Genomic DNA, 24,766 nt, shown 5'->3' with positions numbered 1-24,766 from the left:
GGCTGAGGCGTGCGCGGAAACGATGGCGAGCTGCTTGGAGATGCATGAGGCGCGCCGGCGATGCTGGCGCCGGCGGGTGGATCAGGCTGAGTCGCCGATCGGGTCTTCGGCGCGGCGCCGTATGCGGGCCCGCAGCTCGTGGTCGAACAGCCGCACCTCGGGCCGCTTCAGCGCCACGACGAGCACCGCGCCGGTCAGGAACCCTCCGACATGCGCCCACCATGCGATCTGCTCCTGGCCCGAGAGCAGCGCATTGCCGGCCTGGAACACGACCCAAGCGCCGATGATCCAGAACGCCCGCAGCCGAAGCGACAGGACGTAGAACACCAGAACCCAGACCTTGAGCTGCGGGTGCAGCATGACATAGGCGGCCACGACGCCCGCGACGCAGCCGGAGGCGCCGACCAGCGGGGCGTCGGAGTTCGCCGCGCCCCAGGAATGCGCCAGCCCCGCGCCGACGCCGCAGAGCAGCAGGAACAGCGCGTAGCGCAGGTGGCCGAGATCCTCCTCGACATTGTCCCCGAAGGCGCGAAGGAACAGCAGGTTGCCGACGAGGTGCAGCAGCCCGCCATGCAGGAACAGCGAGGTGACGAGCGTCGCCCAGGGCGGGATGATCGCGTAGCCGTCGGGCAGCACGGCCTCGGAGAACAGGACGCTCGGGATCAGCCCGAACGACACCACCGCGCCCGGATGCGCCGGGATGAGCCAGCCGGATTGGAAAACGGCGTAGACGAGCGTGCAGGCGGCCATGAAGCCGTATGTCACCCACGGCCGCCCGATGCGGCGGAGCGGGGCGTCGTCCAGAAGAGGGACGAACATCGGCTCGGTTTCCGTCTCCGGGGCGTCATCGCCCGCTTCATCCCGAGACTATGGAGACACTGGCCGTCGCATCCAAGAGCGGCTTGCGCCGCGCTGCACGATCGTGGCGTCAGCGTGTCTTTCCGGGCGCCCAGAGCACGTCGCCCTGTTCCAGATTGGCCACCCGGGCGGCGACGAACAGGAAGTCCGACAGCCGGTTGAGGTAGCGACGGGCCGCCGGCGACACCGTCTCGCGTTCCGCCAGCGCGGTCGCCAGCCGCTCCGCGCGGCGGGCGATGGTGCGGGCCATGTGCAGATGCGCGGCGAGCGGGGTTCCGGCCGGCAGCACGAAGGACCGCAGCGGCTCGAGCCGCGCGTTCAGCGCGTCGATGTCGCGCTCGAGGCGATCGACCTGCGCCTCGACGATCCGGAGGGGCTCGTAGCCGAGGTCGGTTCCGTCATCGAGCGTCGCGAGATCCGCGCCGAGGTCGAACAGCTCGTTCTGGATGCGCGCCAGGATCTCGTCGAGCGCGGGGTCCGCGCCTGCATGAAGGCGGGCGAGCCCGACCGCGGCGTTGGTCTCGTCGACCGTGCCGAAGCTCTCGATCCGCAGGTCGTGCTTCGGCCGGCGCGGCCCGACGGCGAGCCCCGTGGTGCCGTCGTCGCCGGTGCGCGTGTAGATCTTGTTGAGCTTGACCATGTTATCGGCCCATCGCCCAGACGGTGATCATGATCACCACGATCGCCGCGAACTGCAGGATCACGCGCCAGCGCATCAGCTTCTGCGACGTGTTGGAGTCGCCGCCGCGCAGCATGTTGAACAGCCCGAGCAGCAGGACCACGGCGACGGCGCCGACCGCGAGCGGGACGGCGAAGTTCGAAAGGAAGGCAGCCATCGTCTAAGGGGATTTCCACGAAAGGGCCGGCCCGGCGGGCAGGTCAGCCGTTGAGAACGAGGATCGACGCGTTGAGCAGAGCCGCGAAGGTCACCCAGGCAAGATACGGGTAGAGCAAGGCGGCGGCGATCCCGTCTATTGGACGAAACCGCCCAATGGTCCACGCGATGGCCGCGAGGAAAGGGCCGATTTCGATCAGACCGAGCAGCGGGCTTCGTGCGGCGAAGAAGGCGAACGACCAGCCGATGTTGAAGGCGAGCTGAACCGCGAAGGCGATCAGCGCCCGACGTCGCGCCGTTCCCTCGCCCAGGATCACGACCCGCCAGAGCGAGACCGCCATCAGCGCGAACAGGATCGACCAGGCGATGGGGAAGGCCGCGTTCGGCGGGTTGAACGGAGGCTTCGCGAGGCCCTCGTACCAGGGCGCGAGGTTGGGATAGGTCGCCGCCGCGCCGAGCTGCGCCGCCCCGAAGCACACCGCCAGCGCGCACAGCAGGACGAGAAGCGAGCGAAGCGAGAGCCAGGGCTGGCGGCCGGCGAGCGTGGTCATGGCGCTGATGTAGAGCCGGGGAGGTCGCAAAGCCACCGCGTCGTCCTCCCGCTCGACCGGAAGACGACGCGCGCGGCGGTCTGGCGCCGTTCGCTCACGCGCCCGCGGGCGGCGCGATCTCGGCTTCCGGCGTCTCCTTGTCGATCGTCGGCAGCGGCTCCCCGTAGATCACGGCTTCGAAGGCGCGCAGGCGCTTGTAGACCGAGAGCAGCTCGACGATCGTCGTCCAGGAGTTGACGAGGTACTGGAACGACGAGCGCACCTGCTCGAAGGCGTTCAGGATCTGGTTCATCACGCCGAGCGTGATCTTGCCGAGCACGATGGTCGGGGCGAGCACGATGTAGGGGAAGATGTTGTCGACCTGCAGGTATGAGATGCGGGCGACGTTGAAGTAGGCGTAGTGGAAGTACAGCCGGAAATAGTTGTGCCGCACCCAGGAGAACAGCTCGCGCACGGTCTGCGGCTGGGCGCGCGTGGCGTCGTCCTCGCCGTAGACCAGCTCCTTGCGGTAGGCCGCCTCGACCCGCTGGTTCCGGAACTGCAGGCCGGGCAGCTTGACGCCGACGAGCGCGAGGAAGCCGGTGCCGATCAGCGACCACAGGATCGCGATGACGACGAGGGGATGCGGGATCGCGCCGAGGATCGGCACGTCGGTCACGGCGCCCGAAAGCTTGAGCAGCACGGGCAGGAACGCGATCAGCGTCATGATCGAGTCGATGAAGCTGACGCCGAGCCCCTCCACGATGGTGGAGAACCGCATCGTGTCCTCCTGCACGCGCTGCGAGGCGCCTTCGATGTGCCGCAGGGTCGGCCAGTGGGCCATGTAGAAGTCGTTCATCGCGGTCCGCCAGCGGAAGATGTAGTGGCTGACGAAGAAGCGGGTGAGCACGCCGACGAGCACGGCGACCATCGCGATGCCGGTGAAGTTGATGATCTCGCCGTAGAACTCTCCGAGCGACACCGGGCGGCTCTTGGCGAGCGCGGCCTGCACGAGGTCGTAGAACGGCCCGTACCAGGCGTTGATCGCGACCGAGACCTGGACCTGGAAATAGGTCGTGAACAGGATGAAGGCGGAGCCGAGGATCGACCAGGCCGACCAGGGATGCGGAGACAGCGTCATCCAGGCGCCGGCGAACAGCCCGACCGCGACGGCGTAGTAGACGTAGAACCAGAGGAACGGGCCGGTGACGAACACCGCCGGGCCGATCACCGGGGCCGCGTCGGGGGCGGGATAGCTTAAGCCCAGAGCCGCGCCGATCTCCGACCCGCCGGCGAACCAGATCGCGGTGACGATCGCGGTCCAGACGACGACGGAGATGAAGAACAGGCGGGGATTGGGGAAGAACGATACGAACATGGGACGAGCCGGCTCCGTGCGGAAGGCGCGCCGAGCGTTAGCCTCCGTCGCCTGCGGCCGCAAGTCGACCGCCGTTCACGGCGGGGCGGCCTTGCGCCGCGCTCCTTTCCGGGCTCTTCACGGAACGTTTCGGGAGCCGGAATGAGACGCATCGAGACCAGCGACCTCGTCGGCGTGATCGGGCGCGGACGGATCTCCACGATCTACGCGCTCTCCGACGGCCGCGCGCTCAAGGCCTATCCGGCGCGCCTCAGGCCGGCCTTCGCGGAGCGCGAGTTCCGGGTCACGCAGGCGGCGCTTGCGGCCGGCGCGCCGTCCTGGCGGGCTGACGAACTGGCGTCGTTCGAAGGAAGGCCCTGCATCGTCGGCGAGCATGTGCCCGGCGAGACGCTCGGCGTGAAGCTGCGCCGTTCCTTGAGCGACGCGGCCGGCGTCGCGGTGGCGCTGGCCGACGCCAATGTCCGCATCGCGCGGAGCGCTCTCGCCGATCCCGCGGCGGTCGAGCGCAACTGGCGGCGCGAGACCTATTTCCGCGGCGCGGTCTATGGCCGGCGCGTCATGGCCGACGAGGGCCTCTGCCACGGCGACCTCAACGTCGACAACGTCATGGTGCGGCCCGACGGAACGCTCGTGGCGCTCGACTGGGCGCTCGCCTTCTACGGGCCCGTGGTCGCCGACTTCAGGCGCTCGAACCGGAGCTTTCGCAAGGCGCTGCTGCGGAACGAGCCCGGAAAGGCCGCCCGTTCCGCGAAGCGCGCGATAGCGCTCGCGCACGAGGTGATCGTCTGCCGCCGCATGGGCTGGCCGATCGTCAGGCTCGGAAAATGACGCCCGCCGTGCGGTCTCCCGAAGGGCTTACGCCTCGAGCAGGCGCCTTGCGATCACCTGCGCCTGGATCTCGGCCGCGCCCTCGAAGATGTTGAGGATGCGGCTGTCGCACAGCACGCGGCTGATCTGGTATTCGAGCGCGAAGCCGTTGCCGCCGTGGATCTGCAGCGCGTTGTCGGCGGCCGCCCAGGCGACGCGGGCGGCGAGCAGCTTCGCCATGCCGGCCTCGAGGTCGCAGCGGCGGTCGAGATCCTTCTCGCGGGCCGCAAAGTAGGTGATCTGGCGGGCGATCTGCACCTCGACCGCCATCATCGCGATCTTGTCGGCGACGCGGGGGAAGTCGGCGAGCGGCTTCTTGAACTGCACCCGCTCCTCGGCGTAGCGCAGGCCGATGTCGAGCGCGGACTGCGCGACGCCGACGGCGCGCGCCGCCGTCTGGATGCGCGCGCTCTCGAAGGTCTTCATGAGCTGCTTGAAGCCCTGGCCCTCGACGCCGCCGAGCAGGTTCGCGGCCGGAACCTCGAAGCCGTCGAAGGAGATCTCGTACTCCTTCATGCCGCGATACCCGAGCACTTCGATCTCGCCGCCGGACATGCCCTTGGCCGGGAACGGATCTTCATCCGTTCCGCGGGGCTTTTCGGCGAGCAGCATCGAAAGGCCGCGATGGCCGGGCTCGTTCGGGTCGGTGCGCACCAGCAGCGTCATCAGGTCGGCGCGCACGGGATGCGTGATCCAGGTCTTGGCGCCGTTGACCTTGTAGGTCTCGCCGTCGCGCACGGCGCGGGTCTTGAGGCTCGCGAGGTCCGAGCCTGTGTTGGGCTCGGTGAACACCGCCGTCGGCAGGATCGAGCCGTCCGCGAGCTTGGGCAGGAAGTGCGCCTTCTGCTCCTCGGTGCCGCCGCCCATGATCAGCTCGGCCGCGATCTCCGAGCGGGTGCCGAGCGAGCCGACGCCGATATAGGCGCGGCTGAGCTCCTCGGAAACGACGCACATCGCCTCCTTGCCGAGCCCGAGGCCGCCGAACTCCTCGGGAATGGTCAGGCCGAACACGCCGAGATCGGAGAGCTTCTGGATGATCTCGAGCGGGATGTAGGCGTTGGCGAGGTGCCAGGCGTGGGCGTACGGCGTCACCTCGGCCTCCGCGAAGCGCCGCATCTCGTCGCGGAACTGGCCGTGGGTCTCGTCGAGCCCGCTGTCGCCGAAGCCGGCGCGGCCGTCCGCGGCGCGGATCAGCGCGGCGAGCTCGGCTCGCGCCTCGGCCGAGCCGCCGTCGGCGATCAGCTCGCGCGCGGCCTCGCCCAGCAGCTCCGCCGGGCGGCCGGGATCGAGCCCGAGATCGGCGGCGCGGACGATTTCGCCCTGGTTCATCGGGATGCCGCCGATCACCTGCGCGAGGTATTCCGCCGCGCCGACGCGCAGGATCGCCTCCTCGATCGCGCCGTAGCGGCTTTCCCTCGCGAGGCGCTCGCTCCAGTGCAGCAGCTCGCGCAGCGCCATGCGGTAGGTCGCGAGCCAGGCGAGCCCGTGGCCCGCCCGCTGCTCGCGCTCAAGTGCGTCGGAATCGATCCTGCCGCCGACCGTGACCTTGGCGCGCACCGCGGCGGTGGCCTCGGCCAGCAGCGCGTCGAGCGCGGGCAATACGGATTCGAGGCGGGCGGCCGGCGTCTCCGATGGCGAGGCGGCGGCTGCGGGCTGTGCGGCGGTCATGGGCGATCGGCTCCGGAATCTGGCGCAGCCGGCTGCTGACCCTAAAGGACCGGCCGGCGCAAAATCTCCGGACCATCCTCATCGTCCGGGAGCTTTGCCGCAATGCACCCTTCGGCTGAAAGCGGCGGAACCCGGGCGTTGACCAGCAGCACGCCGGCCGCCGCAAGCGCCATTCCGGCGATCTGGATCAGGGAAAGCCGTTCCCCGAAAAAGAGATAGGCCTGGACGGCCGCGACCGGCGGCACGAGGAACATCAGCGCTGAGACGCGCGACACCTCGCCGCGCGCGATCATCGCCAGCATCGCGAAGATCGCGACGATCGAGAGGGCGATCACCGACCAGGCGAGCGCGAAGGCGGTCGAGCCCGTCCATTCGAACCGCCATCCTTCAAGAACAAGCGCGATCGGGGCGGTCACGACGAGAGCGCCGAGATACTGGATCAGCGCGAGCGCCCGGAGGTCGTTTCCCGCGAGCGAGCGCTTCTGGTGCAGCGTCGCCGCGGTCACCGCGGCCATGGCGAGGACGTTGACCGCGATCGGCGCGAGCGATGCGCCTGCGCCGCCCGCCATCAGCTTCGGCGCGACCACGGCGGCGACCCCTGCAAATCCCATCAGCACGCCGAGCCCGCGGCGGGGCCCGAGCCGTTCGCCCACCAGCGGGCCGGCGGCGACCGCGGTGAACAGCGGCTGGAGCGCGGCGATTAGCGCGGAGATGCCCGCCGGCACGCCGTGCTCGATCGCCCACCACACCCCGCCGAGATAGACGCCGTGGAGCAGCACGCCGTTGCCGAGCGCGGACAGCCAGGCGGCGCGCCCCTGCGGCCAGCGCACGCGCAGGACGAGCGCGAGCGGGGCGAGCAGCGCGATCGCGCAGGCGTAGCGCAGCGACAGGAAGGTGAGCGGCCCGGCATGCGGCGTCGCGATCCCGGCGACGATCCATCCCGTGGACCACAGCAGGACGAAGCCGGCGGGCATGAGGAGACCGGACACGGACAAAAACTCCCAGGAGAGGCCCCTCGTCCCGCCCACAAGCCTTCGGGACAAGCGCGAATTTCTTATGCCGGCATCACACGATGGAATGGATCGCAGGCAACCGCCTCAATTTTCAGCCTGCTCTTTGCCGCCGCCGCGCTTGCGCTATGCTTTCGCCACATGACCGCCAAACCGCGCGACGCGATCCGGAAGTTCGCGCCCATCACGTGGGACGCTCTCAAGCGATTCGACCGCGACGACGGCTGGGCGATCTCCTCCCACGTCGCTCTGAACGGCCTGCTCGCGATCTTCCCCTTCCTGATCTTCGTGACGGCGCTCGCGGCGTTTCTCGGCGCGGGCGAGCTGTCCAGCCAGATCGTGCACCTGATCTTCGACACCTGGCCGGCCGGCGTCGCCGCCCCGCTCGCGACCGAGGTCGACAAGGTGCTGACGACGCCGCGCGGCGGGGTGCTCACCATCGGCGTCGTGCTGACGTTATGGGTGTCGTCCTCGGCGGTGGAGTCGCTCAGGATCGCGCTCGGCCGGGCCTACCATTCGCCGACCTCGAAACCGGCCTGGCTGTCGCGGCTGCAGAGCATCTGGTTCGTGGCGCTGGGAGCGATCGGTCTCGTCGTGGTCGCTGTGCTGATCGTGCTCTGGCCGATCCTGTGGACCTTCGCGATCACCCATGCGCCATGGCTCGAGGCCTTCGCCTTCGCGAGCGACGTGCTGCGCTATCTCTTCACCGTCGTGGTGCTGGGCTCGGCGCTGGTCGCGGCGCATCTGTGGCTGCCCGGCGGCCGCCGACGGGTTCTCGAGGTGCTGCCCGGCGTGTTGCTGACGGTCGTGCTGTGGCTCGCCGGGGCGACCGGCTTTTCGGTCTATCTCGGCCATTTCGCGAACTACGCTTCGACCTATGCCGGGCTCGCCGGCGCGATGACGGCGATCGTCTTCCTCAACGTCAGCGCGGCGATGTTCATCCTCGGCGCCGAATTCAACGCGGCGATCGCCGAGCGGCGCATGATGAAGCCGATGTCGGCGCCCGCGGACGGCCGCGCCGCTCCGCCGCCTGCGCGCGCCGTCTCCGCATAGGCCCCCAAGGCCGCTCGTGCGGGGCCTTGCGGGTGGTCGAGGCCCGGCGGCCGCCTATGTCGGTTGCGAAGGCCGCCCGTCACGCGCGGGCGACGCAGTCAGTCGGCAAGGGAGAACGCGATGAAGCGCACAGGCAGCGCCGTATGGAACGGCTCGGTCAAGGAAGGCCAGGGCAAGATCAGCACCGAGAGCGGCGCGCTCGACGGACTGAACTACTCGTTCAAGAAGCGCTTCGGCGACGAGAAGGGCACCAATCCGGAAGAGCTCATCGGCGCCGCGCACGCCTCCTGCTTCTCGATGGCGCTGTCGCTGATGCTGGGCGAGGCGGGCTTCACGCCGGATGAGATCAAGGCGTCCTCGGCGGTCTCGATCGAGCAGCAGGGCGGCGGCTTCCAGATCACCACCATCGACCTCTCGGTCACAGCCGCCGTGCCGGGGATCGACGAGGCCAAGTTCAAGGAGATCGCGACCAAGGCCAAGGAAGGCTGCCCGGTCTCCAAGGTGCTGAACGCAAAGATCAACTTCGAGGCGACCCTCGCCTGAAGGCGCCTTCCCCTCTCCGCAAGTGGAGAGGGCGGCGAGGCCCGTCTTGTGTCCGCCGACAGGAACCCGAGGGATTAAGGGCCTTAATCCCTCGCAGGCTTGATCCCTGCACGCCGCGCGAAGCGGACCTTGTAGACCTGAATCTTCGCGGCGCGCTCGCGCATGATCTTCGCGGTCAGCGCCTTGATGCGGACCGCCTGCGCCGCCCAGAAGCGGTCGTTGTCGGCCTCGGTCCATGGCCGCCCCTTGCGGCGGACAGGGAACGGGACGGAGGATCCGGCGCTCGCGGTATCCACGCCGAAATCGGCCGCCGGGATCGTCGCGCCCGCGAGCGATGAGCCGCGGGTCGCGAGATAGGCGCGCGCTCGGGTGCAATAGGCGACGGAGAGCGCGCTCATGCGTTCCTCGTTGTGCCCGGCGCGGTATTTCATCAGCGCGCGGCAGAGATCGCCGCCGGCGAGCTTCCAGGCGTCGGCGAGATAGCGCACGGCGTAGCGGGCGTTGGTCGCGGGATCGAACAGCGCGATCGGTCCGCCGGTATGGCCGAGCATCTCCGCGGTCGAGGGCCTGATCTGCATCAGCCCGATCTCTCCGACGCCGCCGACCTGAGACGGCTGGTAGCCGCTCTCGATCTGCGCGACGGCTTCGGCGACGTCCGGCGGCAGCCCGCGGGCCGCGGCCTCGCCGCGGACGATGGCGACGAGGGCCGCGCGGGACGGGGTTTCGGTCACGGGCGCGACGGTCACACCCTCGACCCCGGCCGCGTCAGGCTTCGGTTCGTCAACGGCCCGCGCGGGCGTCGCGCCCAGCGCGAGCGCCGTCGCGAAAGCCGCGCCCGCCGTCTTCAGCCCGATCCGCATCCCCGAGACCCCGGTGTGTCCGGGGACCGACGATAGCGCCCATGTCTTAAGGCCGTCTCATCCGGAGGAAGACGTATGGCTCGCCTCGCCTGAAGGCGCGTCATGCCCGGCGGAGCCGGGCGTCCATGACGTTCCGGGATGACGGCGGTGGTTCAGAACGTGACCTTCGGCGTCGCCTGGTTCTCCGGCGCGCTTTCGAAGGTCGCCATCGGCTTGGCCTCGGGATAGAGCCAGCCCGCGATCCACTTGCCCGGAATGGTGCGGAGCTCGGTGTTGTAGGCCTGGACGGCCTGGATGTAGTCGCGGCGCGCGACCGCGATGCGGTTCTCCGTGCCTTCGAGCTGGGACTGCAGCGCGAGGAAGTTCTGGTTCGACTTCAGGTCCGGATAGTTCTCGGAGACAGCGAGCAGCCGGCCGAGCGCGCCGGAGAGCTGGGCCTGCGCGTCCTGGAACTTCTTCACCGCCTCGGGGTCGGTGAGCTTTGAGGCGTCGATCGTGACCTGCGTCGCCTTGGCGCGCGCCTCGACCACCTCGGTCAGCACCTTCTCCTCCTGCCGCGCGAAACCCTTCACGGTCTCGACGAGGTTCGGGATCAAGTCGGCGCGGCGCTGGTACTGGTTCTGCACCTCGCTCCAGCGGGCCTTGGCCTGCTCCTCCAGCGTCGGCACGTTGTTGACGCCGCAGCCTGCGAGGCTGAGCGCGACGCCGAGAGCGGCGATCACGGCGAGCATGCGGCCGGCGATGGAAGCGAGTGGTCGGGCCATGGCTTTTCGTCCCCCTTTACGCGCGGCCAAACGGGCGCCGCTGGGGTGAACGTCGAAATCCCCGCGGATAAGTCAAGTCGACGGCGCAGCCCATGCGCTCCGGCAAGTCTGGAACTCTGCGAATTTATCGCCGAACCGTTTGCAGTTTGTTGGGGTCTCCACCTATATGTCGGCTCATGAGCAGCCGCGGACCGGGACTTTTTGCGCTGACGTCGGAGGTCTTCGCGGGCCTCAGCGACCACGCGCGCCTGCCCTCCCGCTTCCATGCGCACCTGTCGGCGATCGCGAGCCTGCTTCGGGGCTGACCGCCCGCGCGCGCCCCGAGCGCAGTGACCTCACGCGATTTCCCGACCTTCGAACGACACTCAGAGGCGCATCATGTCCGCCCAATCCGCGTCAGCTCCCAAGACACTGTACGACAAGATCTTCGACGACCACGTCGTCGAGCAGCGGCCGGACGGCTCCGTGCTGCTCTACATCGACCGCCACCTGGTCCATGAGGTGACGAGCCCGCAGGCCTTCGAGGGACTGCGCATGACGGGCCGCAAGGTGCGCGCCCCTGACAAGACGCTCGCCGTCGTCGACCACAACGTGCCGACCTCGAACCGCTCGCTGCCGAACCCGGACGCGGAGAGCGCCGCCCAGATCGAGGCGCTCGCCGAGAACACCCGCGAGTTCGGCATCCGGTATTACGACGAGTTCGACAAGCGGCAGGGCATCGTCCACGTCGTCGGGCCCGAGCAGGGCTTCACCCTGCCCGGCACCACGATCGTCTGCGGCGACAGCCACACCTCGACGCACGGCGCCTTCGGGGCGCTGGCGCACGGCATCGGCACGTCGGAAGTCGAGCACGTTCTGGCCACCCAGACGCTGATCCAGCAGAAGGCCAAGAACATGCGGATCGTCGTCGACGGGAAGCTGCCCGAAGGCGTCGGCGCGAAGGACGTGATCCTGGCGATCATCGGCGAGATCGGCACCGCGGGCGGCACCGGCCACGTCATGGAATACGCCGGCGAGGCCATCGAGAGCCTGTCGATGGAAGGCCGCATGACGGTCTGCAACATGTCGATCGAGGGCGGCGCCCGCGCCGGCCTGATCGCGCCGGACGAGAAGACCTACGCCTTCCTCAAGGGCCGCCCCATGGCCCCGAAGGGCGAGACGTGGGACGCGGCCGTCCGCTACTGGGAGACGCTGAAGACCGACGAGGACGCGCATTTCGACCGCGTCGTCCGGCTCGACGGCGCCAACCTGCCGCCGATCGTCTCCTGGGGCACGAGCCCGCAGGACGTGGTCTCGATCACCGGCGTCGTGCCGGACCCGGACGCGGCCTCCGACGAGGGCAAGCGCGCCGCGATCAAGCGGGCGCTCGCCTATATGGGCCTCGCGGCGGGCACGAGGATCACCGACATCGCGCTCGACCGCGTGTTCATCGGCTCCTGCACCAACGGCCGGATCGAGGATCTGCGCGAGGCTGCGAGAGTGGTCGAGGGCAAGACGGTCAACGGCAACGTCAGCGCGATGATCGTGCCGGGCTCGGGGCTCGTGAAGGAGCAGGCCGAGGCCGAAGGGCTCGACCGGATCTTCAAGGCTGCGGGCTTCGACTGGCGCGAGCCGGGCTGCTCGATGTGCCTCGCGATGAACCCCGACAAGCTGGCGCCGGAGGAGCGCTGCGCCTCGACCTCGAACCGCAACTTCGAAGGCCGGCAGGGCTTCCGTGGCCGCACGCATCTGGTCTCCCCCGCCATGGCGGCGGCGGCGGCGATCGCCGGCAAGTTCGTCGACATCCGCGAGTGGCGGTGAGCGTGTGTCCCTGAACGGTCAGACCCCTCGCCCGTCCGCGTAGCGGCGGCGAGGGGCGCCTCTCGGAACGAGCTAGAAGCCCTCATGTCGCTGATCATCACCCCCCGCCTTCAGGCGTCCGACGCCGTCCGCCTCGCGCCGCTCGTCGCGGCCTATTCCGGGGCGCTGCTCGGTCGCGAGGCCGGCGCGCCCGACGCTCCTTATGTCGCGACGCTGCTTGCGGAGCCCATGGTCGGGATCGCCGGCGCCGAGCTCGACGGGGAGCTCGTCGGCTTCGCCCTCTACTACGACCTGCCGGAAGCGATTTCGGGCAGGCGCGCCGGGCAGCTCGACGATCTCTATGTCGACCCCGCCCGCCGCGGCCTCGGGATCGCGCGGGCGCTCGTCGCCCGCCTCGTCGAGGAGGGCGAGGCGCTCGGCTGGGTGCATCTCAGATGGATGGTCCCCGAGGCGAGCCCGGCGGCGGCGCTTTACGACCGCATCGCCGAGCGCGCGCCGTGGCGGAACTACGTGATCCGGATCGACCGCTCGGTCTGCTGGTGAGCCCGGCTCACCAGCGCGTGCAGGCCTCGACCGGATAGCGGTAGCCGTGGCGGTCCTGCTTCCAGCCGAGCCGGCACGCCATCTCCGGCCGGATGTCGTAGCGCAGCCACGGCGTGGTGCGGATGGTGCTCTCATTGACCACCGGGAGCACCCGGATCACGCGGTCCGAGCGGAGCACGCGCTGCCCGCCGTAGCCATAAGGGAGGTCGGCCGCAAACGCGGGAGCCGCGGCTCCGATCGCCAGCGCCGCCGCCAGACCCGCCATCACTGCTTTCATCGCCTGCTCTCCCGACCGGGCGCGAACCCGCGCCGGAAGAGCAAGATAACGCGCGCCCGCGCCGCGGGAAGACTTAACGGCAGGTCTCGACGCGTTTGGTGACCGGGCCGTACGGGCCCCATCTGCGGATGACGTCGACGCGGCAGTCGCGCCGCGGGGCGTAATAGGCCGGGCGCGGGCCGTAATAATACGGCCGCGGCGCATAGTAGACCGGCCGAGGCGCATAATAATACGCGCGCGGCGGTGGCGGCGGACGGTGATGGCCCCAACCGTCGTTGACCTCGAAATAGACGCCTGCAGCAGCTGGCGTCGCGGAAAACGCAGCGGCGGCGGCCACGGCCGCCGTCAGTCCCAATGCGACGATTTTCATCCCGGCTCGTCCTCTGTTGCCGCGGGAGCCCTACCGGCTCGCCGATGAAGCATCGTCGAAACACTCGATGGCGAAATCAGGCCGGATTTTTGATTTTTACTGTCGACGTTCGCCGCAATGGTTGACGCGGAAGGTTCTGGCGCGTCGGACAAACAAAAGCCCGGCCATCTGCGGATGGCCGGGCCAGAACTTCATACTAAAGCGTTAACGCCGATACGGATCAGTTGACGCGGATGCTGAGACCCGGCCGCGGATCGTGGCGATAATAGCCGGGACGCGGGCGCGGACCGTAGCCGTAACGCGGGCGCGGGCCGTATCCATATGCCGGCCGCGGGCCGTACCCATAAGCGGGGCGCGGTCCGTAGCCATAGCCGCCGCGATCGCAGGTCTTGCTGGTCGTCACCCGCCGCACGCCATTGCGGTACACGGTCTTCTTGACCACGCGGCAGGCGACGTCGGAGGTCGCTGTCGGGGCGGCGATGGCGGCGCGCGTCGAGATCGGAGCGGCTTCCGCGGGAGCAAGCGCGAAGGCGCCGAGCCCAAGGGCCATGCCCGTTGCAATAAGGAACGTCTTCATCGTCGTCTCCTTGTGAACGTCCGCCAGCTCTGACGCCAGCTTACCGCACACCTTGTTCTTGTTGGCATGAACCAGCTCTTAGGACCGCATTCAGTCGTCGTTCATCGGACGAAGCACGGTCCTTCGAGCCTGGCGCGCAGAGAGATAGCGCAGGCCTCGCCCGGTTCGATCGGGCGGGGGAAGGATTTTTCTCAAACTGACGGCGCCCCGGCTTTTCAGGCGGGGCGCCGCAGATCAGGTCAGGTCGTGCGTTCAGCGCGGGAGCTGAAGCGTGATGCCCGGGCGCGGGGCATGGTCGCGATAGTCGCGACGCTCGACATAATGGCGATCGTCCCGCCGGCGGTCGTCACGGTAGCCGCTGCGTTCATAGCCGCGATCGCGATCGTAACCGCCGCCGTCGCAGCGCTGGGTGCGCTCGATCCGGGTGACGCCATTGCGCATGGTGCGCTTTTCGACGGTCCGGCAGGCGACGTCCGAGGTCGCGGAAGCGGCGGCGACCGGAGCCTGCGGCATCGCGGCGCTGGCCGGGGCCAGAGCGAGCGCGCCGAGGCCGGCGGCGAGGGCGGTGGAGAGAATAAGATTTTTCATGCGGCATCCTCCTGGAGGGTGTCTTTTGTGGGCGTTAGGGCACGCCGTCGTCTAGAGTTCGAAAGAATATCCGTGCGGGAGAGCCTGTCTCGCAACCGCGAGATGATGGCTGATCCAGCCGTTTCTCCCGGCGCATCGGTTCGTTGATGGCTCAAAGAACTTTCAGTCGCCGACCGAATACATCCGCCTGAGAAACGTTTTGTGTTCCTGTCCGGATCATAAACTCATGGGGGCGGATTCGGTTCCCGCGAATTTGAACGATAGCCCCGGAAAATGCGCCGTCTTGACTCTCGCTCGCCGCAACTGCCTACGCTTTGGGGGGCTCCGGCGGCGGCGCCGCGTCGGGAGGGCGCTTCGGGGACGCGACACCATGAGCATCGACTGGACCTCGGCGACCGCGCCTGATCTCGCCGCTTTCGAGCGTCTGGCGGATGAGGCGTTCGAGCGCCTGCCGCCGTCGTTCCGCGAGCTCGCCCGCTCCGCGGTGCTGCGCATTGACGATTTCCCGAGCGAGGAGGTCTGCCGGGAGCTCGAGGCGGAGAGCGAGTTCGACCTGCTCGGCCTGTTCACGGGCGTCGGCCTCGCCCACGCCGAGGCCGTGCCGGCGACGGGCAGGACGCCGAACATCGTGCATCTCTACCGCAGGCCGATCCTCGACTATTGGGCCGAGCACGAGGAGACGCTCGGCGCGATCGTCGCCCATGTGCTGATCCACGAGATCGGCCATCATCTCGGCCTGTCCGACGACGACATCGATCAGATCGAGCAGGACGCGGCGTAAGACTTGATGGCGCCGGGCGCCGGGGCCACCTTGATGAGGCCGACAGCCGAGCGATGGAGCACGACGCCATGGTGAGCCGTTCCGCCGATCCCGCCGCCGACGAGGCCAGCGTCCGCCGCGATTTCTGGCCGAAGCTGAAGGCCGTGGCGCGGTCCATTCCCTTCGCGGAGGACGCCGTCGCCGCCTATTACTGCGCGATGGACCGCGACACGCCGATCCATGTCCGGGCCACGCTGATCGGCGCGCTGGCCTATTTCATCGTCCCCTTCGACATGGTCCCGGACTTCATCCCGGTCGTCGGTTTCCTGGACGACGCCAGCATCCTGGCCGCCGCCCTCGCCTCGGTCCGCATGCACATGACCGACCGCCACCGCGAAGCCGCCCGCCGGGCGCTGGCGGAGGAGGAGTTCGGCTGAAAGATCACGCCGAGGGCCGGCGCCGCCAGTCCAGAGGCGTCCGCCCCGCCCAGCGCCGGAACGCGCGGGTGAAATGGGCGGGGTCCGAATACCCCAGTTCATAGGCGATCTGGGCGATCGGCGCCGCACCGCGCAACGCCGCGCACGCCCGGCGACGACGCGTCGTCTGGAGCAGCGCCTCGAACGTCGCGCCGTGTTCGGCGAGGCGGCGCTGAAGCGTTCGGCGCGAGAGCCGAAGACGATCCGCGAGACCGTCGATTCCCGTGCGGCCGGAGGCCAGATCGAGCCCGATCAGGTGTTCGGCCACGCCGATCAGGTCGCCCGCCGGAGGCACGACGCAGGCCTCGCCGACGACGATGGCCTCTCGAGGATTGGGGGCGTCCAGAAGCTCGGCCCGAAACACGACCGCCGCACGTTCTCCCTCCGTCACGTCGCTGCGCAGCACGTCCGCGATCGCCTGTCGGTCCTGAAGCGTTCCTGGAAGCTCGACGCGGTCGGGCGTCCAGTCCGGACCCGCGAAGCATCTCAGGACCTGGAGCATGTATCCGAGCGCCAGCAGTTCGTTCTTCTGGCGGCCGACCCGGATGTCCGCCGTGATCGCATAGGTCCAGCGCGCCCATCCGGCGGTCGCCGAAAGCTCCATCGCGGTGGACGCCTGCAGGAGACGCCCGCAGGACCGGTAGGCTCTCTCGATCGCGGTCCCGAGCCGGTCGACGGTCAGGAGGTGGCGTCCATAGGCGCCGAGGCCCTCCAGTCCCGACATGGTCGAGAGGCGCGCCGGCAGGGCCCCGTCGCCGATCATCCGCGATGCGGTCTCCACGAGCAGGAACTGGTCGCGCAGCAGGATGAGGAGGTCGGGCTCGTCGAGAATGCGCAGCGGCAGGCCCGCGGCCTGAAACAGCCGCGGAACGGACCCGCCCGATCTCGCGACGAGATCGGCGACGGGGCCCATCGTTCCGGCGCGTGTCAGGACCAGTCCCTTCACCGACAATTCCCCGCCCGGTTCGTAATGGCGCGGGATGGCAAGCCGCGCTGTGGGCCGAGAGTACCGTCGCAATTGCGGGCATCAAGCGCCGCGAACAAAAGGATGAGGGAGACGGACGTGGCGAGGATCGGGTTCGACGACAGCAACGTCACTTGGCGGACGATCGAAGGTTTCGATCACATCGCCTATTTCATCTGCGACGTGGACGAAGCGAACCGCAGCGTCGATCTGCTGTTCCGCTTTGCGGCCAACCAGCAGATCGTCCTGCACCGGCACAAGGCCGCCTACCGCACGCTGGTGCTGCAGGGCGAGCTGCGGATCTACCGCGCGAACGGCGAGCTGAAGGAGATCCGCCCCGTCGGGAGCTATGTCGCCAGCGCGTCGGACGGCGAGCCGCACCGGGAGGGCGGCGGCGACGAGGACGCGATCGTCTTCTTCAGCAACCGCAACGTCGACGGCGTCGTCTATGAGATTCTGGACGACGCGTTCAACACCGTCACGACTTTCGGGCTGGCTGAGTTCCGCGCGCTGCTGGAGGGGCAGGGCGCCTGAACCGCGTCGCCCCGTCCGACGATCGGCCCATTGCGGCGCCGCACCCTTGAGCTAAACACGGAGGCGGGGCGGCGCGCCCCTCTTCATGCGAGGCTCGAGCGACAGATGGCCGACAAACCCTGGCTGTTCCGGACCTATGCGGGCCATTCCACGCCCGAGGCCTCGAACAGGCTCTACAAGTCGAACCTGTCGCGAGGGCAGACCGGCCTCTCCGTCGCCTTCGACCTGCCGACCCAGACCGGCTACGATCCCGACCACGTGCTGTCGCGCGGCGAGGTCGGGAAGGTCGGCGTGCCGGTCTCCCATCTCGGCGACATGCGGGCGCTGTTCGACGGCATCCCGCTCGCCAAGATGAACACCTCGATGACGATCAACGCGACGGCGGCGTGGCTGCTGTCGCTCTACGCCGCGCTCGCCGAGGAGCAGGGCGCCGACCGCAGCCAGCTCACCGGCACCACGCAGAACGACATCATCAAGGAATATCTGTCGCGCGGGACCTACGTGTTCCCGCCCGCGCCGTCGCTCCGGCTGATCCGCGACGTCATCACCTTCACCACGAAGGAGATGCCGAAGTGGAACCCGATGAACGTCTGCTCCTACCACCTGCAGGAGGCCGGAGCGACGCCTGTGCAGGAGCTCGCCTACGCGCTCGCGACGGCGATCGCGGTGCTCGACGAGGTGAAGGCGACAAACCCCGACGAGGAGACCTTCGCCCAGACGGTCGGGCGCATCTCGTTCTTCGTGAACGCCGGCATGAAGTTCGTGACCGAGATCGCGAAGATGCGCGCCTTCGTCGACCTGTGGGAGGAGATCACCCGCGACCGGTACGGGGTGAAGGACGCCAAGCACCGCCGCTTCCGCTACGGCGTGCAGGTCAATTCGCTCGGGCTGACGGAGCCCCAGCCCGAGAACAACGTCTATCGCATCCTGCTGCAGACGCTCGCGGTGACGCTGTCCAAGGACGCCCGCGCCCGCGCCGTGCAGCTGCCGGCGTGGAACGAGGCGCTCGGCCTGCCGCGGCCGTGGGACCAGCAGTGGTCGCTGCGCGCCCAGCAGATCCTGGCCTACGAGACCGACGTGCTGGAGCACGAGGACATCTTCGAGGGCTCGGTCGTGATGGCCGCCAAGGTCGAGGAGCTGAAGGCGGAGGCCCGCTCCGAGCTCGCCCGCATCGACGAGATGGGCGGCGCGATCGCGGCGGTCCAGGCCGGCTACATGAAGGGCAGGCTGGTCGAGGCCAACGCAAAGCGCCTCGCGGGCATCGAGTCGGGCGAGCAGGTCGTGGTCGGCGTCAACAAGTTCCAGTCGACCGAGCCGTCGCCGCTCTCGACCGGCGAAGGCTCGATCCAGGTGGTGCCGGAGAGCGTCGGCGCCGACGCCATCGAGCGCCTCAAGGCGTGGCGCGCCGGCCGGGACCAGAAGGCGGTCGACAAGGCGCTGGCCGATCTCGCCGCGGCGGCGAAAGAGGACCGCAACGTCATGGAGCCGTCGATCGCCGCCGCCAAGGCCGGCGTCACCACCGGCGAATGGGGCCAGACGCTGCGCGAGATCTTCGGCGAGTACCGCGCGCCGACCGGCGTCGGCCGCGCCGCCCGCGAGCCGAAGGCCGGCGGCGAGATCGAGGCGGTCCGCAAGGCCGTCGACGCGGCCTCCGTCACGCTCGGCCGCCGGCTGAAGCTGCTGGTCGGCAAGCCCGGACTCGACGGCCACTCCAACGGCGCCGAGCAGATCGCGGTGCGCGCCCGCGACTGCGGCTTCGAGGTGGTCTACGAGGGCATCCGCCTGACCCCCGCAGAAATCGTCAACGCGGCGCTCGAGGAGGGCGTGCACGTCGTCGGGCTGTCGATCCTGTCCGGCTCGCATCTGCCGCTGGTGCGCGAGGTGCTCGAGCGCATGCGCCGCGAAGGCATGGACGACGTCCCCGTCATCGTCGGCGGCATCATCCCGCCGGAGGACGAGCGCGAGCTGAAGGCGATGGGGGTGGCGGCGGTCTACACGCCGAAGAATTTCGACCTGACCGCGATCATGGCCGACATCGTGAAGATCGCCGAAGGCGCGGGCGAGAAGGCGGCCTGACCGCGGAATTGCCGGGAATCATCCCGCGATTAACCCGGACTCATCCCGGAGTTATCTCGGATTGTCTCGGACTTAACCCGCCTTGCGCCGCTCGTCGCCGGCGTCGATCGCCCGCCAGAGTTCGGCGACCGACAGCGGCTTGGTGACGACGGCGTCCGCCCCGGCTGCCCGGAAGGCCTTGATTTCGTGATCGAAAGCCCGCGCGGTGACGCCGACGATGCGCACCTGGCCCGCGGGGCCGGCGAACGCGCGGATCGCCCGCGTCGCCTCTAGCCCGTCGCGGCGCGGCATCACCGCGTCCATCATCACCAGATCGTAAGCGCCTGTTCTGGCGCGAGAAATCGCGGCGTCGCCGTCGCCGACGATGTCGTAGCTGTGGCCGAAATGGTCGAGCAGGGTCGCGATCACCCGCTGGTTCACCGCATTGTCCTCGGCCACCAGGATCTTCAGCGCCCGGCCTGCCGGCTGCACCGTCGGCGCCTCGACCGCGCCGAGCTTGACCACCACGGCGACTTCCGCCCCGCCGCGCGGCAGGTTCGCCGCCTCAGCTCGTCCGCCCATCCGTTCCGCGAGCCGCGCGACGACCGAAAGCCCAAGCCCCGCAGCACCTTGCGCCCGGTCGCCCTGTACGTAAGGCTCGAACAGCCGGTCCGGTTCGTCGCCCAGTCCGGGCCCGGTGTCGCGCAGCGCGACGCGCAGCGTCACCGACGCCGCGTCGCCCTCGAGCCGCTCGATCGCGAGCTCGATCGAGCCGTCGTCGGTCGCGCGAAGCGCGTTGTCGGCCAGGTTGTCGACGATCTGCCAGAGCGCGCTTTCGTCCGCCAGCACGCGGTCCGGAACGCCCGGCGCGCGCCTGGTGCGAAACGTGAGGCCCTTCAACGCGGCCCGCGCGACCAATGGCGGCGCGGCGCGGCTGAGGAAGGCGTCGATGTCGAGGATTTCGGACCGGCCGGAGCCCGCGTTGCCGAGCAGCGTGGTCGCGACGCCTAGAAGATGTTCGGCCGCCGTCTTCAGCGCGGTGGCGTGGCCGCGCGCGATCTCGGTCAGATCCTCGGCCAGAAGCAGGTCGGCGAGCGCGAGAATGCCGCCGAGCGGCGTGCGGATCTCATGCGCGGCCTCGGCGATCAGTTGTGGCGCGTCAGGGGCTTTGGCGGTGCTCGGGAGCGCGGTCATGCGTGCGGGCTCCGTGAGTTGGCCAGGCTGGTCGTCATGGCCGCGAAAGTGCCGTTCAGGCCTTTAACGATGGGCTAAAGGGCCCGCATAAAACAGCCTCATCCACGCATGATCCCCAGGGTTCGGCCCACCCGTGCGACAGTGGATCGTTGACGGCTCCGGGCGCGGGCCTTACCGCTCCGAGCCGTCCGGCCTCCTTTTGCAAGTTTGTCCGCGCTGTCCGACCTCATCGCCATCGTCCTCCCGACCTTCGGCCTGATCGGGCTCGGCTATCTCGCCGGGCGTCTCAGGCTGCTCGGCGAGCGCGCCGGCGACGGGCTGTCGGACTACGTCTTCCTGATCGCCGTGCCTTCGCTCATTTTCCGCACTCTGAGCGAGGGTTCGGTCCCGGCCGCCAATCCCTGGGGTTACTGGATCGCCTATTTCGGCGGCGTCGTGGTGGTCTGGTCGATCGCCATGGCGCTCGCGACGCGGGCGTTCGGGCGCGACCGGCGCGAGGCGGCCGTCCACGGCTTCTCGGCGGCGCAGTCGAACACCGTGCTGGTCGGCGTGCCGCTGATCCTGAATGTCTATGGCGACGCCGGCGCGACGCCGCTGTTCCTTCTGCTTGCGATCCACCTGCCGATCATGATGACGATCGCCGCCCTGCTCATCGAGACGGCAGGCTCCGAACCGGCCTCCTTCGCCCTCGTGGGCAGGCTCGCGAAGACCATCGCGACGCATCCGATCATCCTCGCGCTGGTCGCAGGGCTTCTCGGCCAGCGCCTCGGCTGGGCAGCGACCGGGGCCGTGAAATCCGTCGTCGACCAACTCGCCGAGACCGCCAGCCCCTGCGCTCTCGTCGCGATGGGGCTCGCGCTCAAGCGCTTCGGCTTCTTCAGCGATCTGCGGGCCGTTCTCGCGATATCCGCGCTGAAGCTGGTGATTCATCCCCTCATCGTCTGGGCGCTCGCCTTCCACGTGCTCGACGTGCCGCCGGTCTGGGCGGGCGTCGCGGTGCTGTTCGCCGCGATGCCTTCGGGCATCAACGCCTATCTCGTCGCCGCCCGCTACAAGGTGGCGGAGACCACGGCGTCGGCGGCGGTCGCGGTGTCGACGGCGCTTTCCGTCGTCAGCGTGTCCGGATGGCTGCTCGTGCTCGGCGCGGCGTGAGCCATCACGTCCCCCTGGGCTTCGCCCGGGCCGTCGGGGGCGCGGCGGCGGGGTCTTCCGGCCAGGGGTGGCGCGGATAGCGGCCGCGCATCTCGGCGCGCACGTCCTTCCACGAGCCGCGCCAGAATCCCGGCAGGTCGCGCGTCACCTGGATCGGTCGATGCGCCGGCGACAGCAGCCGGAGCGTCAGCGGAAACCGGCCGCCTGCGATCGCCGGATGACGGGACAGGCCGAACAGCTCCTGCACGCGCACGTCGAGCGCCGGCCCCTCTGCGGCCGCATAGTCGATCGGGAGCCGTGAACCCGCCGGCGTCTCGAAATGGGTCGGCGCCTCCACGTCCAGCCGGCGGCGGAGCGCATGCGGCACGAGCGAGTCGAGGGTGGCGGAGACCTGGTCTTCGCTGATCTCCCGAAGCGCCGTCGCTTCGCCCAGAAAGGGCGCGAGCCACTCCGAGACGGATCGCCGAAGCGCCTCGTCTGACAGGTCAGGCCAGCTCTCGTCGGGTTCGGCGCGGCGCAGGAACTCGATGCGGGTCCTGAGGGCGATGGCTGATCGGCTCCACGGCAGGCGCTCGAGCCCGAGGGCGGCGACGCCGGCGGCGAGCGCTTCGGCGGTCTCGGGTCCCGCTGCGACCGGCAACTGACGCTGGCCAAGCGTGATCGCGCCGAGCTTCCGGAACGACCGTCCCCTGACCGCCGCAGCCTCCGCGTCGAAGCCGATCTCGGTCCGCTGTTCGATCCGCCCGCCGGCCGCCTCATCGAGCTCGGCGTCGCTGAGCGCCGCCGCGAGCAGGATCCGGCCTTCCTGCGCGACGCCGGTCATGTCCAGCACCGCGACGAACGGCGCGCGCGAGAGGGAGGTCGTCGGGTCGAGCGACGCGCCTCGGCCGTTCGCGAGCAGGAAGGCTCCGGCGCGGCCGCCGCGCGCCTTGGCGATGCGGTCGGGAAAGGCGCGGGCGACCACGACGCCGGCGCGCGAGGGATCGGCGGGCCCCGGCGCGCCGCCAGCGGCCGCGAGCCATCCGGCCGCCAGCCGGCGCGCATCTTCGGCGCGTGGCCCGCGCTCGCGCGCCAGGCGTTCGAGACGCTCGCCGATGTCGGGACTGTCGCCGCCGAGTCCGCGCTCCACCGCCACGAGCGCAATCGACGCCGCCAGCGGGCCGTCGCCGATCGCAGCCGAGTCGACCAGCATCGCCGCCAGACGCGGCGGCAGCGCGATGTCCCGCAGGCGTCGCCCGCGTTCGGTGATGCGTCCCTCCGGGTCCAGCGCCGCAAGGCCCTGGAGCGTCGAGCGGGCCTCCGACAAGGCGGCGGCCGGCGGCTGATCGAGGAAGGCGAGCGTCGTCGGGTCGCTGACGCCCCACGCCGCGAGATCGAGCAGGAAGCCGCCGAGATCGCTCGACAGGATTTCGGGACGCGCGAACGGGTCGAGGCTCGCGGTCGCCGCCTCCTCCCACAGCCGGTAGCAGATTCCAGGCTCGGTCCGGCCCGCGCGCCCGCGGCGCTGGTCGACCGCAGCGCGCGAGGCGCGCACCGTCTCCAGCCGCGTGATCCCGAGCGCGGGTTCGTGGCGCGGCTCACGGGACAGACCGCAGTCGATCACCACCCGCACGCCTTCGATCGTGATCGACGTCTCGGCGATCGAGGTTGCGAGCACGACCTTGCGCGATCCCGAAGCCGCCGGCGCGATCGCGCGATCCTGGGCGCGCGGATCCAGACCGCCGTGAAGCTCGACGATCTCGATTTCGGCGCCGAGCCCTTCGAGCCGCTCCGCCGTTCGCCTGATCTCGGCCCTTCCGGGCAGAAAGACGAGCAGGCCGCCGCGTTCCTTGCCGAGCGCGCGCCGGATCGCGAGGGCGGCGGCGTCTTCGATCCGCTCCCGCGGATCGCGCGGAAGATAGCGGGTCACGACCGGGAAGGCCCGGCCCGCGCTTTCGATGATCTCGGCGCCCAGCAGCCGCGCGACCCGCGCGTCGTCGAGCGTCGCGGACATCACGAGGATGCGCAGGTCCTCCCGGAGACCGGTCTGCGCGTCCCGAGCGAGCGCGAGGCCGAGATCGGCGTCGAGCGAACGCTCGTGGAACTCGTCGAACAGCACGGCGGCGACGCCGGAAAGCTCGGGATCGGCGATGACGAGTCGAGCGAACACGCCTTCGGTGACGACCTCGATGCGCGTCTTCGGGCCGATCTTCGAGCCGAGCCGGACCCGCAGCCCGACGGTTTCGCCGACGCGCTCGCCGAGCGTCTCGGCCATCCGCGCAGCCGCCGCGCGGGCCGCGAGCCGACGCGGCTCCAGCACGAGGATCTTGGAGTCTCCGCGCCATGGCGCATCGAGAAGCGCGAGCGGAACCCGCGTCGTCTTGCCGGCCCCCGGCGGCGCGACGAGGGTCGCGGCGTTCGCTCTCGCCAGCGCCTCCATAAGGCGCGGCAGCGCTTCGTCGATCGGTAAAGCGGTAGGCCGGGACCGCGCCAAGCTAGTCATCGCGTCGTCTTGCGGTTGCCTGTGGAGGCGTCGCTCCGCTACAGAAACTCAGCACCGCCAAATGAGGACGTCCATGCGTATCGAAGCCATTGCGATCGGCGTTAACCCGCCGGTCGACGTGAACGTGATCATCGAAGTCCCGATGGGCGGCGAACCGATCAAATACGAACTCGACAAGGCGTCCGGCACGCTGGTGGTCGACCGCTTCCTCTACACCGCGATGCGTTATCCCGGGAACTACGGCTTCATCCCCCACACGCTGTCCGACGACGGCGACCCGATCGACGTTCTGGTGGCGAACACCCGCGCCATCGCGCCGGGCGCGCTGATGAGCTGCCGTCCGGTCGGCGTGTTCAAGATGGAGGACGAGAAGGGGCTCGACGAGAAGATCATCGCCGTTCCTTCCTCGAAGCTCACCCGCCGCTACGACACGGTGAAGAACTACACCGACCTGCCGGAGATCACGCTCAGCCAGATCGCCCACTTCTTCGAGCACTATAAGGATCTCGAAACAGAGAAGTGGGTTAAGGCGCTGGGCTGGGGCGACGTCTCCGAGGCCCAGAGCATGATCGTCGAAGCGATCGAGCGCGCCAAGAAGTAGGCCCCGCGCTCCTCCCGCCCGGCGGGA

General features: G+C 69.4%; 27 protein-coding genes. 11 read left to right on the top strand and 16 right to left on the bottom strand.

The genetic code is table 11. The annotated features are described in order from the left end of the window. Positions 1-81 precede the first annotated feature (81 nt). The 5 genes from PKE75_RS00705 to sbmA form a co-directional block, all read right to left on the bottom strand. Positions 82-819: a rhomboid family intramembrane serine protease gene (locus PKE75_RS00705; RefSeq protein ID WP_271166766.1), complete on the bottom strand. Its 738-nt coding sequence runs from the start codon at positions 817-819 to the stop codon at positions 82-84. 109 nt (positions 820-928) lie between these two features. After that, entirely contained in the window at positions 929-1,498 is a 570-nt protein-coding gene (locus PKE75_RS00700) for a cob(I)yrinic acid a,c-diamide adenosyltransferase (protein ID WP_271166765.1), read from the bottom strand. A gap of 1 nt (position 1,499) precedes the next feature. Then, positions 1,500-1,694, bottom strand: a complete 195-nt coding sequence (locus PKE75_RS00695; protein WP_271166764.1) for a twin transmembrane helix small protein — start codon at positions 1,692-1,694, stop codon at positions 1,500-1,502. Positions 1,695-1,737: 43 nt separating this feature from the next. Further along, positions 1,738-2,280: a TspO/MBR family protein gene (locus PKE75_RS00690; protein WP_271166763.1), complete on the bottom strand. Its 543-nt coding sequence runs from the start codon at positions 2,278-2,280 to the stop codon at positions 1,738-1,740. Positions 2,281-2,338: 58 nt separating this feature from the next. After that, positions 2,339-3,601: a peptide antibiotic transporter SbmA gene (sbmA, locus tag PKE75_RS00685; RefSeq protein ID WP_271166762.1), complete on the bottom strand. Its 1,263-nt coding sequence runs from the start codon at positions 3,599-3,601 to the stop codon at positions 2,339-2,341. Between the two features lie 141 nt (positions 3,602-3,742). On the opposite strand from sbmA, the gene PKE75_RS00680 reads away from it, so the two are divergent. Beyond that, the gene (locus tag PKE75_RS00680; protein ID WP_271166761.1) at positions 3,743-4,429 is read left to right on the top strand and encodes an aminoglycoside phosphotransferase family protein; all 687 of its coding nucleotides are present in this window, start codon (positions 3,743-3,745) and stop codon (positions 4,427-4,429) included. A 27-nt stretch (positions 4,430-4,456) separates the two neighbouring features. On the opposite strand, the gene PKE75_RS00675 is transcribed toward PKE75_RS00680, so the two are convergent. Together PKE75_RS00675 and PKE75_RS00670 are read right to left on the bottom strand one after the other, a co-directional pair. Next, on the bottom strand, positions 4,457-6,136 hold the full coding sequence (locus PKE75_RS00675) for an acyl-CoA dehydrogenase family protein (protein WP_271166760.1): 1,680 nt from the start codon (positions 6,134-6,136) through the stop codon (positions 4,457-4,459). A 41-nt stretch (positions 6,137-6,177) separates the two neighbouring features. Further along, positions 6,178-7,125, bottom strand: coding sequence for a DMT family transporter (locus tag PKE75_RS00670; protein WP_271166759.1), 948 nt, complete (start codon positions 7,123-7,125; stop codon positions 6,178-6,180). 162 nt (positions 7,126-7,287) lie between these two features. Between PKE75_RS00670 and PKE75_RS00665 the strand changes: the two genes are divergently transcribed. Next, positions 7,288-8,199, top strand: coding sequence for a YihY/virulence factor BrkB family protein (locus PKE75_RS00665; protein ID WP_271166758.1), 912 nt, complete (start codon positions 7,288-7,290; stop codon positions 8,197-8,199). 120 nt (positions 8,200-8,319) lie between these two features. Beyond that, positions 8,320-8,742, top strand: coding sequence for an OsmC family protein (locus PKE75_RS00660; protein ID WP_271166757.1), 423 nt, complete (start codon positions 8,320-8,322; stop codon positions 8,740-8,742). A gap of 83 nt (positions 8,743-8,825) precedes the next feature. On the opposite strand, the gene PKE75_RS00655 is transcribed toward PKE75_RS00660, so the two are convergent. Continuing rightward, a complete protein-coding gene (locus PKE75_RS00655) occupies positions 8,826-9,602 on the bottom strand; it encodes a lytic transglycosylase domain-containing protein (RefSeq protein WP_271166756.1) in 777 nt (258 codons plus the stop codon). Positions 9,603-9,754: 152 nt separating this feature from the next. After that, positions 9,755-10,366 carry a LemA family protein gene (locus PKE75_RS00650; protein ID WP_271166755.1) on the bottom strand — a complete coding sequence of 204 codons (612 nt, stop codon included), beginning with the start codon at positions 10,364-10,366 and terminating at the stop codon, positions 9,755-9,757. A gap of 378 nt (positions 10,367-10,744) precedes the next feature. Here PKE75_RS00650 and leuC point away from each other — a divergent pair, with 378 nt between their 5' ends. Together leuC and PKE75_RS00640 are read left to right on the top strand one after the other, a co-directional pair. Then, positions 10,745-12,166, top strand: coding sequence for a 3-isopropylmalate dehydratase large subunit (gene leuC, locus PKE75_RS00645; RefSeq protein WP_271166754.1), 1,422 nt, complete (start codon positions 10,745-10,747; stop codon positions 12,164-12,166). A gap of 84 nt (positions 12,167-12,250) precedes the next feature. Further along, positions 12,251-12,709: a GNAT family N-acetyltransferase gene (locus PKE75_RS00640; protein ID WP_271166753.1), complete on the top strand. Its 459-nt coding sequence runs from the start codon at positions 12,251-12,253 to the stop codon at positions 12,707-12,709. A gap of 7 nt (positions 12,710-12,716) precedes the next feature. Here the strand turns inward: PKE75_RS00640 and PKE75_RS00635 are convergent, their stop codons facing one another. From PKE75_RS00635 to PKE75_RS00620, 4 genes are all read right to left on the bottom strand, one after another. Further along, positions 12,717-12,986, bottom strand: a complete 270-nt coding sequence (locus PKE75_RS00635) for a hypothetical protein (protein WP_271166752.1) — start codon at positions 12,984-12,986, stop codon at positions 12,717-12,719. A 73-nt stretch (positions 12,987-13,059) separates the two neighbouring features. Beyond that, positions 13,060-13,356 carry a hypothetical protein gene (locus tag PKE75_RS00630; protein WP_271166751.1) on the bottom strand — a complete coding sequence of 99 codons (297 nt, stop codon included), beginning with the start codon at positions 13,354-13,356 and terminating at the stop codon, positions 13,060-13,062. Positions 13,357-13,576: 220 nt separating this feature from the next. Further along, the gene (locus PKE75_RS00625; protein WP_271166750.1) at positions 13,577-13,933 is read right to left on the bottom strand and encodes a hypothetical protein; all 357 of its coding nucleotides are present in this window, start codon (positions 13,931-13,933) and stop codon (positions 13,577-13,579) included. A gap of 252 nt (positions 13,934-14,185) precedes the next feature. Next, entirely contained in the window at positions 14,186-14,521 is a 336-nt protein-coding gene (locus PKE75_RS00620; RefSeq protein ID WP_271166749.1) for a hypothetical protein, read from the bottom strand. Positions 14,522-14,891: 370 nt separating this feature from the next. Between PKE75_RS00620 and PKE75_RS00615 the strand changes: the two genes are divergently transcribed. Continuing rightward, a complete protein-coding gene (locus PKE75_RS00615; RefSeq protein WP_271166748.1) occupies positions 14,892-15,302 on the top strand; it encodes a metallopeptidase family protein in 411 nt (136 codons plus the stop codon). Between the two features lie 68 nt (positions 15,303-15,370). After that, positions 15,371-15,718: a YkvA family protein gene (locus PKE75_RS00610; RefSeq protein ID WP_271166747.1), complete on the top strand. Its 348-nt coding sequence runs from the start codon at positions 15,371-15,373 to the stop codon at positions 15,716-15,718. Positions 15,719-15,722: 4 nt separating this feature from the next. On the opposite strand, the gene PKE75_RS00605 is transcribed toward PKE75_RS00610, so the two are convergent. Next, a complete protein-coding gene (locus tag PKE75_RS00605; protein ID WP_271166746.1) occupies positions 15,723-16,703 on the bottom strand; it encodes an AraC family transcriptional regulator in 981 nt (326 codons plus the stop codon). Between the two features lie 117 nt (positions 16,704-16,820). On the opposite strand from PKE75_RS00605, the gene PKE75_RS00600 reads away from it, so the two are divergent. Then, positions 16,821-17,255 (top strand): cupin domain-containing protein, encoded by a 435-nt coding sequence (locus PKE75_RS00600; RefSeq protein ID WP_271166745.1) that lies wholly within the window; start codon positions 16,821-16,823, stop codon positions 17,253-17,255. A gap of 105 nt (positions 17,256-17,360) precedes the next feature. After that, positions 17,361-19,331, top strand: a complete 1,971-nt coding sequence (locus PKE75_RS00595) for a protein meaA (RefSeq protein WP_271166744.1) — start codon at positions 17,361-17,363, stop codon at positions 19,329-19,331. Between the two features lie 72 nt (positions 19,332-19,403). Here the strand turns inward: PKE75_RS00595 and PKE75_RS00590 are convergent, their stop codons facing one another. After that, on the bottom strand, positions 19,404-20,504 hold the full coding sequence (locus PKE75_RS00590; RefSeq protein ID WP_271166743.1) for a response regulator: 1,101 nt from the start codon (positions 20,502-20,504) through the stop codon (positions 19,404-19,406). A gap of 207 nt (positions 20,505-20,711) precedes the next feature. Here PKE75_RS00590 and PKE75_RS00585 point away from each other — a divergent pair, with 207 nt between their 5' ends. Continuing rightward, on the top strand, positions 20,712-21,656 hold the full coding sequence (locus tag PKE75_RS00585; RefSeq protein WP_309298791.1) for an AEC family transporter: 945 nt from the start codon (positions 20,712-20,714) through the stop codon (positions 21,654-21,656). A 4-nt stretch (positions 21,657-21,660) separates the two neighbouring features. Here PKE75_RS00585 and hrpB read toward each other — a convergent pair whose 3' ends face one another. Then, a complete protein-coding gene (gene hrpB / locus PKE75_RS00580) occupies positions 21,661-24,138 on the bottom strand; it encodes an ATP-dependent helicase HrpB (RefSeq protein WP_271166742.1) in 2,478 nt (825 codons plus the stop codon). A 73-nt stretch (positions 24,139-24,211) separates the two neighbouring features. Between hrpB and ppa the strand changes: the two genes are divergently transcribed. Next, positions 24,212-24,739, top strand: coding sequence for an inorganic diphosphatase (gene ppa, locus PKE75_RS00575; RefSeq protein WP_271166741.1), 528 nt, complete (start codon positions 24,212-24,214; stop codon positions 24,737-24,739). The last annotated feature ends 27 nt before the right edge of the window (positions 24,740-24,766 follow it).

Source organism: Hansschlegelia plantiphila (genome assembly GCF_027922265.1).
In the GTDB taxonomy this organism is placed as follows: domain Bacteria; phylum Pseudomonadota; class Alphaproteobacteria; order Rhizobiales; family Methylopilaceae; genus Methylopila; species Methylopila plantiphila.
Note: the sequence above shows the minus strand (reverse complement) of the source record. Positions and strands in the feature narration are given on the sequence as shown.